This is a genomic window from Streptomyces sp. NPDC035033 (assembly GCF_040636735.1).
Lineage (GTDB): Bacteria > Actinomycetota > Actinomycetes > Streptomycetales > Streptomycetaceae > Streptomyces.
This window is the reverse complement of sequence record NZ_JBEZUZ010000038.1, coordinates 28,299-41,332: the sequence shown is the minus strand read 5'-3', so window position 1 is coordinate 41,332 and position 13,034 is coordinate 28,299. Positions and strand designations below refer to the sequence as shown.

The following is a 13,034-nucleotide window of genomic DNA, read 5'->3' as shown; positions in this document are numbered from 1 at the left end:
GCACGGTCTCGGTTCAGGAGGGGGCGGTGGACGATTTCCGCTTCAGTTGGGAACTGAGTGGCGCTGGGGCGTCGCGTATCGGATCGACGACGGCGTCTTGGAGCATAAGACCCACATCGGCTACTGCACGGATGCCCTTGCCGACCTGCTGCACGCCATGACAGGACTCTACGGGGACTCGTCCGGTGAACGCTTCTCCTTCGACCGTGAGCCCATGGAGACGGGGTGGCTTCTCCGGCGCCAGGGGGCGGACGTGGCCATCGACATCTTCGAGTTCCCGGACGGGGCAACGAGCTGGGGCTCACCCGACGAGACGGGTGGCACCCTTCTCTGGAGCTCCACCCGGTACCGTGGTGTGCTCTGCCACGCGGTGAAGGAAGCGGCCGAGGCCGTACTGCGGGAGCACGGTGAGGACGGGTACCAGGAGAAGTGGGCGCCGCACCCGTTTCCCGTTGCCGCCTTGCAGGACCTGAGGTGCCTGCACCGACGAGACGACGACTGCTGGCACGAGCTGTGTCGGACCGATCCTGAAGGCTGGTGACGGCGGCGGTATGCGCGCTGAGCGGCTCGATGAGCCACTGTCCGACGAGGAGCTGGAGCTCTTCACCCAGTACCTGCACCGGTTCGCCAACCACGACGTGGACATCTTTCTGAACGTGGAAGTCGGGGACCCCGAGCACCCCGTCTACGTGACGTTCGGCAGGGACCATCCCCCGATCGGGGACGTCTCGGACTATAGGCGGCCGTTCGCTGATCGGCGCCAGGTGGCATCCAAATCTGACATCGACGACGGTGGATGACGGCAGTCCTGCACGGCCCTTCGTGGTGGCTGCGAGCTGGGGTCGACCCTCGCCGACCGTGACCCGCACGAGCTTGCAAAGCAGATGTCGGCGGTTCGAAACCGTCCGCGCCCACCAGTGACGAAGGCCCCCAGCCGATCTTGGCTGGGGGCCTTTGGCATTCACGTCGGACGTCGAAGGCCATGATCAGGGGAAGGGCGGAGGGCGTTTTCGGCACGGGCGGGAGGAGGAGTGGCTGCGTGCTCGGTGACGGATGCCGTGCATGCCTTCTGACGTGCGGTAACCGTTGGGTTCCGGTCAGGAGGTCTCGTCTTGGGCGGCATGGGGGGTCGTGTCCCTGCCGCAGAGCGCTCGATGGTAGCGAAGGTGCGCTTCGTCGAGTGGGTGGGCGGGGTGCTTGCGGAGCGGGCCCATGGGGCTGTTGTTCGCGGTCGAGCGAACGGTGCCCTCGGCGTCGATGTAGATCGCCAGGGTGTCGAACTGGACGTGGTGGTTCGGGCACAGGACGAGCAGGTTGGCCTGTTCGTCGGGGCCGTTGTGGGGGCGGCCGAGGCCACGGATGTGGGCGGCCTCGCTGTACGTGCCGAAGCGGGTCGACAGCTGGAGGGCGCACACCTGACAGCGGTCGCCGTGCAGCTTCTTCACCTTGGCCGTCAGGGCGGTGTCGCGGATGATGCGGGAGGAGGTGACCGTGCGGCGTGCGGCAGGAACCGTTTCCCTCGCGTGGTCCTCCGTGGAGTCCTCGATGCCGCCGGCGCTTTCGTAGCCGGCCAGGCCCAGCCGCTCCAGCAGGGCGTGCTGATCTATGTCCGCCAGGTAGGTCTCCCGCAGGACGGCAACCGCCTGGGACCGGACGAAGGGGTCTCCCAGCAGCCGCGCGACCTGCTCGGTCACCCCCGCCTCGGGGTTGAGCCTGTCGAACGCTGCGGCGCGGGCCACGGCGGCCTGCTCGGGCGAGAGGCCGTGGACATCCCACAGTCGGCTCGTCTGCAGGTGCACGAACGGATACTCGGGGGTGACGGAGGATTCGGGAAGGCCGAACTCGGCCAACAGGCCGCCCACTTCCTCGCGGAACTCTCGCCAAGGCGCGAGGTGGGGCTTGCCCGTGGCCACTCGGGAGATGCCCCACAGCAGAGCCAACGGCTTGTGCCTGCTCTGCCGACCGTTCCACTTGTGGACCCGGAGGTTCCTCAACCTGTCCATGAGCACGCTCACCATGAGCTCGGCGGACGATTCGGTCGGTGTGCGGGAGGCCGAACCGGAGGCGCCCGGTTCGCGTGGCGCGGGAAGCGACGGCGGGAGTTCCCGGCTGCTCTCGGCCGACTGCCGGACCGGTTCCCCGCCTTTGGGAGGGCCAACGGCCCGACGCCGGACCTCGGGCATCGCGGCACGTCCCTGCTCCACCCACCGGCGCCAGGAACGGGGAGCGAGCTCGAGCGCGTCGGCGGTCGAGAGCTCAGGGTTGCCCCGAGCCTCGATCCAAGCCCAGTCGACCCGATCGTCCTCTGCGGTCAGATCCAGGAGGGACAGTTCGTATCGGTAGTTCGGGAAGGGGATTCCCTTCGCCTGCTGCTCGATCTGCTCGGCGTGGTCGATCACCGCCACGCCGCAGAATTTGACGTACCCCTTGGGCGTCTTGTTGCGCGGGACCGCGGCGAACACCAGCAGCGGTACGGCCGATGCGCGCTGCTCCGCAGTGAGCCCCTGGTGTTCCTCCAGTGCCTCCAGCAGTACCGCATTGCCTTGTGTGGTGCCCACCGGGACCGTGTGGTCGACCCGATGGTCGCCGAAGTAGAGGATTCGGCCGTTCTCCAGGTCGAACGCGTCGTGCCAGGGCGTTTCGGCCGTTCCGGCCTTCCACGGGCTGGAACGGATCAGGATGCACGGACGGCGCAGCCCGCCGGGCGCCTTGATCTTGGCGATCGGATTGATGCCCTTGCTGAGCTGGATCTGAGCGAGCCTCTCCGAGGCTGTGACGTGGTGGATGTTCGGGTGGCCGTCGATGAACGCCACCTCGGGATCCCTGTTTCGGGCGGACCGAAACACGTCCCCGACACGCAACAGGCTTCCCATCGGTTCTCCCCCTCATGGCACTGCCCCGCCTCCTCGATCTTGCCAGGTCCGTGGGGCCGCCGGCCCTGCAGGCTGCCGTCTGTCCCTGTGCGGGGGGCAGGGGCGAGCTGCGGCGGGGTGGTGTCGAGGGAGCCTCACCTGCCTTCTGCGCGAGATCCTGATCGAGTGGTGGCTCGCCTCAGACTCGTAGGTGCGGCCAACCGTCTCTGTTGGAGTAGCTCTCGAAGCAGTATCGGGTCGTGCGGTCCCACTCCTTGCCGGTGGCCAGCTCGTACGCCTCGTCCGGGACGTACAGGAGCCATTCGCCGTCGAACTCGGTGGAGGTGTACGGAGCGAACTTGTCCGTGTCGGAGAAGACGCTTTCCCACACGGTCCGGCCGGCGGCGACGACCGCGCATCGGGCGTACAGGAACACGTCGGACGACTGGGGGAAGGGGCTGCCGTCCCGGACCGTCATGTCGATCACCGGCAGGGTGCCGAACTTCTCCTGGTCCAGACGGTAGAGCGCCTCGGCGTGCCGTTCCGCGAAGCCGACGATGTCGGAGACGGGGCGGCGGCTCAGTTCCTCGGCGAGGCGCCGGCAGTTTGCGTGGGTGGCTTCGCCGTTCAGGGTGGCTATCAGTGCCCAGAAGTCGGCCCATGTCATTCTCACGAGTGCAGGGTGCCAGGGGGGTCTGACATCCATATCCGGGGCGGTGTCATCGGCGCGGTGCCGCTGACGTTGGGCGGGGCGTTCGTGGGTCGGCGACGGGCGGCCTCCGCATCTGACGTCGAAGTCGGTGGATGACGGCAGTCCTGTACGGCTCTTCGCGATGCCCGCGAGCGGTGGCGGTGCGGGCGTTCGTGGTTCGGGGCGGGGTGAGTTGACGGGGGTCGGGTCGGGTCGGTGTACTCCGGGGGTGAGTGATGTGGGGGATGCGCCCGAAGTGGGCGTGGGTGGTGGGGACATGACGCCGCAGCGGTATGTCGAGGGGCGGCTGGCGCAGTACCAGGAGTGGTACGACGTCAAGGCGACCCGGATGAAGGCGATGCACCTGCGGATGCGGACCGTGTCCGTGGTGGGCGGGGCGCTGGTGCCCGTGTTCGTGAACCTGGACGCGGGGTTCGCGCGGGTGACCGCCACGGTGTTGAGCGTCGTCGTGGTCGCGGCGGTCTCGTTGGAGAGCGTCTACCGGTACCGGGAGCAGTGGAAGAACTACCGCTCGACCGAGCAGCTGCTCGGGCACGAGCGGGTGTACTTCGAGACCCGGGTCGGGCCGTACCGGGGGCTGTCGCGGCGGGAGGCGTTCGGGTTGCTCGTCGCGCGGGTGGAGAAGGCCATCGCTCAGGAGAACGCCGCCACGTTGAACGTGATGACGTTGGGCGGGCAGGTCAGTGCCGATCTGCAGGGGCAGGGGCAGGGGCAGGGGCAGGGGCAGAAGGCGGAGGAGAGGGGTGAGGGCGGGGGCGGTGTGGTTGTGCCGGTCGGCGTGCCCGCGCCTCGGGAGGGGTAGTCAGGCGTCGAAGTCGTACTCCAGGACGTAGGACGACGCGTCCAGGGTCATCTCGTTCAGTTCCACCGCCCGTCCCGGTTCCGTGTAGGCCGTCCGTCCGATCAGGACCACCGGGGTGCCCGGCGGGAGGGCGAGGCGGTCGGACTCGTCGGCCGTCGGCATGCGGCAGCGGATCTCCTCGCGGAAGCGGGCCGGGCGGTGGCCGATCTCGGCCAGGCGGGCGTAGGTGCCGCCGGGGCCGGTGTCCGGGCGGGTGATCGGGGTGCCGCGGACCAGGGCGGCGGAGAGGTACGAGACGGAGAGCAGGACCGGCTTGTCGTCGAGGACGAAGCGGCGGCTGCGGACGCAGACCGGGTCCTCCGGCGCCAGGTCCAGCGCCCCGGCGACGCGCGCGCCCGCCGCCTCCTCCGACACCACGATCCGGTCCACCACCAGGGCCCGGTCCTCGATCTCCGCCGCCCAGACCGAGCGCCCGCCGGCCCAGCCCTCGCCGGCGAGGCGCGGGATGCCGCGGCGGCGCAGCGGGCGGAAGGCGCGGACGAAGACGCCGGCGCCCTTGCGGGCCTCCGTGAGGCCCTCGCCGCGGAGGACCGCGAGGGCCTGGCGGGCGGTCATCCGGGCCACGTCGTAGGTGGACATGAGGTCGTTCTCGCCGGGGAGCCGGTCGCCCGGCGCGAAGTCGCCGGACTGGATCGCGGTTCTCAACTCATCTGCGATCCGCTGGTACTTGGGGCGACGGACGCCGTCCTGATCAGTCACGGCCGGACCACTCCCTTCGTCTGCGGGACACCCTAAGGGGCACTTCTCGGCAAGGGTGCACACGTGTGCGCCGTCCTGCCCTCGTGATCCATCCATCGGGGGACATCTCTAGAGATACGTTGACAGGGCGGGGTCTCCGCGTTTCCCTGGGTGTCCCCACGCAGCATCCACGCAGCATTCGGGACGGGACGGAGGGGTTGCGTGCAGCCTGTGCCCGAGGTCGGCGACCTCGTCCGCGACACCGCCACGGGGCGGGTCGGCTTCTTCGTGCGGAGCGCCTCCGGACGCTTTCTGATCCGTGCCGTCCACGGCGGGGCCGAGTGGGAGGCCGAGCCCGGCGACGTCCAGCTCGCCACGCCCCTGCGCGAGCTCCGGGCCCGGGCCGCCGAGATCAACGCGCGCAGTCGGCGTGGCTTGAACTGAGTCCCTTTCTCCCGCGCCCCGACCCCTCCCGCGCCTCGGGTCTCCTCCCGGCCCTTTCCGCGTCCAAACCGGTGTCCGGGGCCGTGCCCCGGCGTTGTCGGTGGGGCGGGTCACACTGGGGGCATGTGCCGCAGCATCAAGACGCTCCGCCCGCCCGTCCTGCCCCATGAGGCGACCCCGGACGACATCCGCGCCGCCGCGCTCCAGTACGTCCGCAAGATCTCCGGCTTCCGCGCCCCCGCCGCGCACAACCGCGAGGTCTTCGACCGGGCCGTCGACGAGATCGCCGACGCCACCGCCCGGCTCCTCGCCACCCTGGAGGTGAGAGGAGCGCACCCCGTCAGGACGCCGGAGCCGGAGCCGCGCCCGGACGGCGTATGAGGTAGCCGGCCAGGCCGCCCGCCAGCAGCAGCGCCAGGGTCGACACGGCCGCGCTGAACCAGGTCGCGCCCAGCCACTGGCCGCCCAGCCAGCCCAGCCCCACGCTGTACGAGGCCCAGACCACCGCCGCCAGGGCGGACCAGGGCAAGAACTCCTCGGGGCGCCGCCGTGCCGCGCCCGCGCCCAGCGACACCACGGAGCGGCCCGCCGGGGCGAACCGCGCCAGCACCACGATCAGGCCGCCGCCCCGGGCCAGGGCGGTGCCGAGACGTTCCCTCGCCACCGTGAGGCGGCGCGAGCGGGATATCGCCCGGTCCAGGCGCCGGCCGCCGCGCAGCGCGAGCCGGTACGCGAGGAAGTCGCCGAGCGCCGAGGCCGCCGCCGCGGTGAGGAGGAGGGGGAGCAGGGCGGGGGTGCCCGGGGGCGCGGCGACCGCGCCGAGGGAGGCGGAGGCGGCCGTCGCGGCGGAGATCACGAGGAAGCCGCTCGGCAGCACGGGCAGAAAGACGTCGAGCAGGATCGACGTCGCCACCACCGGATAGATCCACGGGCCCGCGGTCAGCGACCTCAGCGAGCCCATGCTGTCGAGCAGATTCACAGGGCCAGAGCCTACGCGCCGACACCGGCGCCCCCGCCGGGCGGGTGCCGGCGGGGGCTTGAGGGCTGGTGGAGGGGGTCGGGGCCCCGAGGGGGGGAGGGGCGGGGCGCGTCAGGCGGTGACCGGCGCGTCCTGCTTCTCCGTGCCGGTGCCGGTGCCCCGCGTCTCCCGGCCGTCCTTCGTGCCCTTCGGGCCGAAGAGGGCGTCGAGGGCCAGGGCGCCCGGACCCGTGAACACCAGCAGGGCGAAGGACCAGCAGAAGAGGGCGGAGAGCTCGCCCTGGTTCTGGAGCGGGAAGAGGGCCTCCGGCTGGTGGACCCAGAAGTACGCGTACGCCATGGAGCCCGAGGCGAGGAAGGCGGCCCCGCGCGTCCCGAGGCCGACGAGGACGAGGCCGCCGCAGACGAGCTGGATCAGCGCCGCGTACCAGCCGGGCCAGGTGCCCGCCGGGACGGTGCCGCCGCCGCCCATCGCGCCGCCGAGGACGCCGAAGAGCGAGGCGGCGCCGCGGCAGGTGAAGAACAGGCCGACGACGATCCGGAACAGGCCGAGCGCGTACGGCTGCGCCCGGTCGAGACGGGTGGACAGGGTGGTCATGGGGGAGCTCCTTCGGCCTGCCGCCGGGGGCGGACGTGGGGGGACGGGTACCGAACGGCCGCCAGGTTAGGCATCCCTCAGTAGTACTTGCAAGTTCAAGCATGTATGCCGACGAGGCGCGCCTGCGGTAAGGGTCGCTCAGGTCTGGACCACAGGCGCGCCGATTTCACGCCGTTCTCATGTCGTGCTCATGCCGTACTCGCGCGGCGTCAGGAGGCGTGCGGTCAGCAGCCGTTGAGGACCGACTGCAGGGCGCTCTTCTCCGCCGAGTCGACGCTGAGGTTGTAGTGGTACTTCACGTGGACCCAGGCACGGGCGAAGGTGCAGTGGTACGCGGCGCGCGGGGGCATCCACTCGGCCGGGTCCTGGTCGCCCTTGGACTGGTTGACGTTGTCGGTGACGGCTATGAGCTGCGGCCGGGTCAGGTCGTTGGCGAAGGCCTGGCGCTGTGCGGTGGTCCAGGAGGAGGCCCCCGAGCGCCAGGCCTCGGCGAGCGCGACGACGTGGTCGATGTCGAGGTCCGAGGCGACCGTCCAGGTGGCGCCGTCGTACTGCGAGTACCAGCTCCCGCTGACCGAGGCGCAGTTGGAGTCCGTGACGACGTTCGACCCGTCCCGCTTCAGGACCGTCTCGCGGGTGTTGCAGGTGCCGGACTGGGTGATCCAGTGCGGGAAGAGGTCGCGGCTGTATCCGGTGAGGGAACCTTCCGCCTTGACCGTGAGGGAGGCGAGGTAGGTGCGGGCCGTGGTGGCGCTCACCGGGGTCGGCATCGCGGCCTGCGCGGTGGGCGCGGAGGTGACGAGGCCGGTCAGGGTGAGGGCGGCGGTGGAGGCGAGTACGGCGGCTCGACGCGCGTAGACCTTGCCGACGGGCATGGTGACTCCCTTGACTCGTGGGGACCTTGGCGGGTCGCCGGTCCCGTGCGGTACCGGGCGGCGCCCGGTCATCCTGGCGACCCCGGGTTTCGCCGGGGGGTGCGCCAGGTAACAGAGTGGCGACATGCACACGTCACATCAAGGGGTGCGTCTCGGCCTGACGGAGCGTCGGATTCCGCCGGGCGGGGAGGAGTTCGCCGGGTGGCGAGGATTCCGCCGGGCGGGGAGGAGTTCGCCGGGTGGCGAGGAGTTCGCTGGGCGGGGTGGAGTTCGCGGGGTGGGGTGGAGTTCGCGGGGGCGTGGGGCGCGGGGCGTACGAGAACGCGCCGGCGCGCGGCCGGGCGTCCGGCCGCGCGCTGGTCATGGTGCGGCGTTATGGGGAGGGTGGGGGCGGGGGAAGGGAGTGCGGGGCGCGGTCGGCCTGCGCCGCGCGGTGCCGATCGGAGCCCTACGGTGCGGGCCGGGACTGTGCGGCGCGGGCCGGAGCCGTACGGTGCGGATCAGGACCGCGCGACGCGGGCCGGAGCCGTACGGGCCGGGCCGGGGCCGCGCGACGCGGATCGGAGCCGTACGTCGTGCAGTGAAGAGGTACGGCTCCGAGGGCGGGCGCCCGTCGAGGGGAGGCGGGCGCGGGCGGCCTCGGGTGCGGCCGTCCCCTGGGCGGGGCCGTGCGGAGGGGGCGGTTTCGGTCAGGCCCGGGTGGCGCCGAGGGTGATCGTGCCGTCGGGGGCGGCCGTGACGCGCAGGGCGGTCAGGTCCGGCACGTGGACGTCCGGGGCGAGGGCCGCCGCGCGCGGGCCCACGCCGACGACGCGCATCCCGGCGGCCCGCGCCGCCCGGATGCCGGCCTCGGAGTCCTCGAAGGCCACGCAGTCCGCCGGGTCCACGCCGAGCTCGGCCGCGCCCTTGAGGAAGCCTTCCGGGTCCGGCTTGCTCGCGCCGACCCGCTCGGCGGTCACCCGGGTCTCCGGCATCCGCAGGCCCGCCGCGCCCATCCGGGCCCGGGCGAGGGGCTCGTCGGCGGAGGTCACCAGGGCGTGCGGCAGGCCGGCGATCGCGTCCATGAAGGCGGGGGCGCCGGGCACCGGCACGACGCCGTCGACGTCGGCGGTCTCCTCGGCCAGCATCACCGCGTTGTCGGCGTGGTTCTCGGCCATGGGGCGGTCGGGGAGGAGGAGCGCCATCGTGGCGTAGCCCTGGCGGCCGTGCACGACCTTCAGCACCTCGTCGGCGTCCAGCCCCTGCCGGTCCGCCCAGCGGCGCCAGCAGCGCTCCACGACGGCGTCCGAGTTGACCAGGGTGCCGTCCATGTCGAGCAGAAGGGCGCGGGCGGTGAGCGGTGCCGGGGTGGCGGCCATGAGGGCTCCAGGGGTGGTGCGGAGAACGAAGCGGTCCCGCCCGCCGGTCAGGGAGTGCGGGCGGGGCCACTTTGTTTTTTCACGATACAAAACCGGGAGCGGTCTTGGCCACCCGGCCCCCGGGGTCAGCCCGTGATGTCGGCGGTCAGTCGCTCCAGGTTGCGCCGCGTGTACGCGCCGTAGACGCCCTCCGGGTCCTTCCGGGGCCACAGCCAGCCCTGGTACGAGGCCACCGCGTCCCGCACCTCCTCGCTGTACACCCCGTCGATGTCGCCCCGGTAGACGTAGATGGCCGTCAGCCGCAGCTGGAGCTCCCGCACCTCGGCCCCCGTGTCGCCCAGGGTCAGGACCACCCCCTCCGACGTCCTCGTGGGGGCGGGGGAGGCCGTGGTCGGGGACGCGGAGACCGCCGGAGGCGCGGACGGGCTCGCCGACGGGGCCGCGCCGCCGGACGCGGACGGGGACCCGGTGGCCGCCGGCCGTGCCGTCGGCTCCGCCGACGCCGACGGGGAGGCCGTCGAGGGCGTCGCGGTCGGGGAGGGCGGGGGCGAGGACGGCGTCCGGGACGGGGTGCGGGTCGGCGTCGGGGCGGCGGAGGCGGAAGAGGTGGGGGAGGGCGACTCCGAGACGGCGATGTTCAGGGACGCGCTGGTGGTCACCTCGGGGACGGTCGCCCGGTCGTCGGTCTCCTCGCCGCCGAGCACCGCCGCGGCCAGCGCGGCCGTGCCGACCACGGCCGCCGCCGCGACGCACGCGACCAGCGCGCCCCGCCGCTTGCTCGGCCGCTCCCCCCGCCGCGGCCCGGCCCCGTCGCCGCCCGCGCCGCCGACCCCGCCCAGCAGCAACGGCATGGTCTCGTGGACCCCGTCCCCGGAGCCGTACGGAGCGGAGCCGTACGGAGCGGAGCCGTCGGGAGCGGAGCGAGCGGGGTCGTGGGGGGCGGAGCCGTACGGAGCGGCGTCATGAGAAGGGGAGCCGTACGGAGCGGAGCCGTACGGGGCGGGATCGTGCGCGGCGGAGTCGTACCCCTGCGGTCCGGCCCCGTACGCGGGGATCACCTGCGTCCGCGCCTCGTACGCGCCCGCGCCGGCCTCCGGTACCACTCCCGGCCGTATCGCCGTCAGCTGGGCCGTCGGCGGGTCGCCGGCGTCCCCCGCGCCGGCCCCGGGCCCCCCGTCGTCCTGCGCGTCCAGCGTCACGTACGGCCTGATCCGGAGCGGGTCGAAGTCCTCGGCCGCCGCCGTCTCCGCCGCCCGCTCCGCCGCGCGGGCGCAGGCGCAGCCAGGTCTCTGGCCACCGCATTCAGGACATGCGTGTCCGTTCATGATCTTTCCCCTCCCCGATGCAACTGGCAGTGATTATGCAGGTCGCTCCCTGCCCATGGGTGAACGCGCGGGCCCCTCCGCAGGCCATATCCGACCATTCGCCTGAGGATGGAGAGGACGCCCGGAGATCGACCGGAGATCGCCAGGGGACCCCAGGGAGAGACGCCCATGGCCCAGGAGACCAGCCCGTCGCAGCTCGGCGGGGGCCCCGCGCCCGTGCCCGGCGAGGGACAGAGCCACCGCACCGTCCTCGTCGCGATCGGCGCGCTGCTGCTCGGCATGCTGCTCGCCGCGCTCGACCAGACGATCGTCTCCACCGCCCTGCCGACGATCGTCAGCGAGCTCGGCGGCATGGAGCACCTGTCCTGGGTGGTCACCGCCTACATGCTGGCCTCCACGGCCGCGACACCCCTCTGGGGGAAGCTCGGCGACCAGTACGGGCGGAAGAAGCTCTTCCAGGCGGCGATCGTCCTCTTCCTCATCGGTTCCGCCCTCTGCGGCATCGCCCAGAACATGCCGCAGCTCATCGCCTTCCGCGCGGTCCAGGGCCTCGGCGGCGGCGGGCTCATGGTGCTGTCGATGGCGATCGTCGGCGACCTCGTCTCGCCCCGGGAGCGGGGCAGGTACCAGGGGCTCTTCGGCGCCGTCTTCGGCGCCACCAGCGTCCTCGGCCCGCTGCTCGGCGGCTTCTTCACCGAGCACCTCTCCTGGCGCTGGGTCTTCTACATCAACCTTCCCGTCGGCGTCGTCGCCCTCTTCGTCATCGCCGCCGTGCTGCACATCCCGGTCCGCTCCACCCGGCACACCATCGACTACCTCGGCACCTTCCTCATCGCCTCGGTCGCCACCTGCCTGGTCCTGGTCGCCTCCCTCGGCGGCACCACCTGGGAGTGGGGATCGCCGCAGATCATCGGGCTCGCGGTGCTCGGCGCCGTCCTCCTCGTCTGGTTCGTCCGCGTCGAGCGGCGGGCCGCCGAACCCGTCCTGCCGCTCAAGCTCTTCCGGATCCGGACCTTCACCCTGGTCTCGGTCATCAGCTTCATCGTCGGCTTCGCCATGTTCGGCGCGATGACCTACCTGCCGACCTTCCTCCAGGTCGTCCAGGGCGTCAGCCCCACCATGTCCGGCGTCCACATGCTGCCCATGGTCGTCGGCATGCTGCTGACCTCCACCGCCTCTGGCCAGATCGTGTCGAGGACCGGCCGCTGGAAGGTGTTCCCGATCGCCGGCACCGCCCTCACCGCGCTGGGCCTGCTGCTCCTCAACGAACTGACCGAGACCAGCTCCACCTGGGAGATGAGCGCCTACTTCTTCGTCTTCGGCGCGGGACTCGGCCTCGTCATGCAGGTCCTCGTCCTCGTCGTGCAGAACGCCGTCGGGTACGAGGACCTGGGCGTCGCCACCTCGGGGGCGACCTTCTTCCGCTCGATCGGCGCCTCCTTCGGCGTCGCCGTCTTCGGCACCGTCTTCACCAACCGCCTCACCCACAAGCTGGAGGACGTCTTCGCCCGGGCCGCCCGGGAGGGCACGCCGCCGCCACCCGGCACGGGACCCGGCGAGGTCGCCGCCGACCCGCGCGCCATCGCGCAGCTCCCGCCCGACCTGCGGCCGGAGGTCCTCCACGCGTACGCCACCTCCATCACCGACGTCTTCCTGTACGCCGCGCCGGTCGTCCTCGTCGCCTTCGCCGTCGCCTGGTTCCTCAAGGAGGACCGGCTCCGCGCCTCGGTCACCGCGCCCGACACCAGCCAGACCCTCGCCTCCAACCCGGTCGAGCGCTCCTCGTACGAGGAGGCCGCCCGCGCCCTGTCGGTGCTCGGTTCCCGCGAGGGCCGCAAGAAGATCTACGAGAAGATCACCGCCCGCGCCGGGCTCGACCTGCTGCCCGCCTCCAGCTGGCTGCTGCTGCGCATCCGCCGTCACGGGACCGTCGAGCCCGCCCGGCTCGCCGAGACCGTCCCCGTGCCGCTCCGCGCCGTCACCGAGGCCGCCCGGGAGCTCGAGGCGCGGCGGCTCGCCCGGCGCGAGGGGCTCCAGCTGGTCCTCACCGAGTCCGGCGCCGAGGCGGCCGTGCTCCTCGCCCGGGCCCGCGAGGAGTCCCTCGCCGAACTGCTCGGCGACTGGTGGGGGCCCGACCGCCCCACCGACCTGGTGAAGCTTGTCGAGGAGCTCAACGCCGAGCTGTGCGGCTCCGACGCGGAACACCCCCGCGCGCCGGAACCGCCCCGCGACCACCGGGCCTGACCACCGCTCCGGCCACCGGGCCTGACCACCGCTCCGGCCACCGGGCCTGACCACCGCTCCGGCCACCGGGCCTGACCACCGCTCCGGCCACCGGGCCTGACCACCGCC

The 13,034-nt window shown here is 72.3% G+C and carries 14 protein-coding genes; 6 read left to right on the top strand and 8 right to left on the bottom strand.

All coding sequences use genetic code 11. The features are described 5' to 3' along the window. The first annotated feature begins 46 nt into the window (after nucleotides 1-46). Together AB0E83_RS17645 and AB0E83_RS17640 are read left to right on the top strand one after the other, a co-directional pair. Nucleotides 47-541, top strand: coding sequence for a hypothetical protein (locus AB0E83_RS17645; protein WP_362111881.1), 495 nt, complete (start codon nucleotides 47-49; stop codon nucleotides 539-541). Nucleotides 542-551: 10 nt separating this feature from the next. Beyond that, entirely contained in the window at nucleotides 552-800 is a 249-nt protein-coding gene (locus AB0E83_RS17640; RefSeq protein ID WP_362111878.1) for a hypothetical protein, read from the top strand. A gap of 297 nt (nucleotides 801-1,097) precedes the next feature. On the opposite strand, the gene AB0E83_RS17635 is transcribed toward AB0E83_RS17640, so the two are convergent. Together AB0E83_RS17635 and AB0E83_RS17630 are read right to left on the bottom strand one after the other, a co-directional pair. Then, the gene (locus AB0E83_RS17635) at nucleotides 1,098-2,813 is read right to left on the bottom strand and encodes an HNH endonuclease (protein WP_362111875.1); all 1,716 of its coding nucleotides are present in this window, start codon (nucleotides 2,811-2,813) and stop codon (nucleotides 1,098-1,100) included. 238 nt (nucleotides 2,814-3,051) lie between these two features. Further along, nucleotides 3,052-3,519, bottom strand: coding sequence for a DUF4240 domain-containing protein (locus AB0E83_RS17630; protein WP_362111941.1), 468 nt, complete (start codon nucleotides 3,517-3,519; stop codon nucleotides 3,052-3,054). Nucleotides 3,520-3,772: 253 nt separating this feature from the next. On the opposite strand from AB0E83_RS17630, the gene AB0E83_RS17625 reads away from it, so the two are divergent. Continuing rightward, nucleotides 3,773-4,366, top strand: coding sequence for a DUF4231 domain-containing protein (locus tag AB0E83_RS17625; protein ID WP_362111872.1), 594 nt, complete (start codon nucleotides 3,773-3,775; stop codon nucleotides 4,364-4,366). Here the strand turns inward: AB0E83_RS17625 and AB0E83_RS17620 are convergent, their stop codons facing one another. Next, nucleotides 4,367-5,125: a GntR family transcriptional regulator gene (locus AB0E83_RS17620; protein ID WP_362111869.1), complete on the bottom strand. Its 759-nt coding sequence runs from the start codon at nucleotides 5,123-5,125 to the stop codon at nucleotides 4,367-4,369. Nucleotides 5,126-5,326: 201 nt separating this feature from the next. On the opposite strand from AB0E83_RS17620, the gene AB0E83_RS17615 reads away from it, so the two are divergent. Together AB0E83_RS17615 and AB0E83_RS17610 are read left to right on the top strand one after the other, a co-directional pair. Further along, complete coding sequence (locus AB0E83_RS17615) at nucleotides 5,327-5,548, top strand: hypothetical protein (RefSeq protein WP_319013726.1); 222 nt, start codon at nucleotides 5,327-5,329, stop codon at nucleotides 5,546-5,548. 123 nt (nucleotides 5,549-5,671) lie between these two features. Further along, on the top strand, nucleotides 5,672-5,929 hold the full coding sequence (locus AB0E83_RS17610; RefSeq protein WP_362111866.1) for a DUF2277 domain-containing protein: 258 nt from the start codon (nucleotides 5,672-5,674) through the stop codon (nucleotides 5,927-5,929). On the opposite strand, the gene AB0E83_RS17605 is transcribed toward AB0E83_RS17610, so the two are convergent. From AB0E83_RS17605 to AB0E83_RS17585, 5 genes are all read right to left on the bottom strand, one after another. Further along, nucleotides 5,889-6,521: a VTT domain-containing protein gene (locus AB0E83_RS17605; protein ID WP_362111938.1), complete on the bottom strand. Its 633-nt coding sequence runs from the start codon at nucleotides 6,519-6,521 to the stop codon at nucleotides 5,889-5,891. The two genes, AB0E83_RS17610 and AB0E83_RS17605, sit on opposite strands and share 41 nt — an antisense overlap. Before the next feature lie 117 nt (nucleotides 6,522-6,638). Continuing rightward, on the bottom strand, nucleotides 6,639-7,115 hold the full coding sequence (locus tag AB0E83_RS17600) for a DoxX family protein (protein WP_362111935.1): 477 nt from the start codon (nucleotides 7,113-7,115) through the stop codon (nucleotides 6,639-6,641). A 233-nt stretch (nucleotides 7,116-7,348) separates the two neighbouring features. Continuing rightward, complete coding sequence (locus tag AB0E83_RS17595) at nucleotides 7,349-7,999, bottom strand: HNH endonuclease family protein (RefSeq protein WP_362111863.1); 651 nt, start codon at nucleotides 7,997-7,999, stop codon at nucleotides 7,349-7,351. Between the two features lie 689 nt (nucleotides 8,000-8,688). Then, complete coding sequence (locus tag AB0E83_RS17590) at nucleotides 8,689-9,357, bottom strand: HAD-IA family hydrolase (protein WP_362111860.1); 669 nt, start codon at nucleotides 9,355-9,357, stop codon at nucleotides 8,689-8,691. Nucleotides 9,358-9,482: 125 nt separating this feature from the next. Then, nucleotides 9,483-10,682: a peptidoglycan-binding protein gene (locus AB0E83_RS17585; protein ID WP_362111857.1), complete on the bottom strand. Its 1,200-nt coding sequence runs from the start codon at nucleotides 10,680-10,682 to the stop codon at nucleotides 9,483-9,485. A 168-nt stretch (nucleotides 10,683-10,850) separates the two neighbouring features. On the opposite strand from AB0E83_RS17585, the gene AB0E83_RS17580 reads away from it, so the two are divergent. Continuing rightward, on the top strand, nucleotides 10,851-12,926 hold the full coding sequence (locus tag AB0E83_RS17580) for an MDR family MFS transporter (protein WP_362111854.1): 2,076 nt from the start codon (nucleotides 10,851-10,853) through the stop codon (nucleotides 12,924-12,926). Nucleotides 12,927-13,034 lie beyond the last annotated feature (108 nt).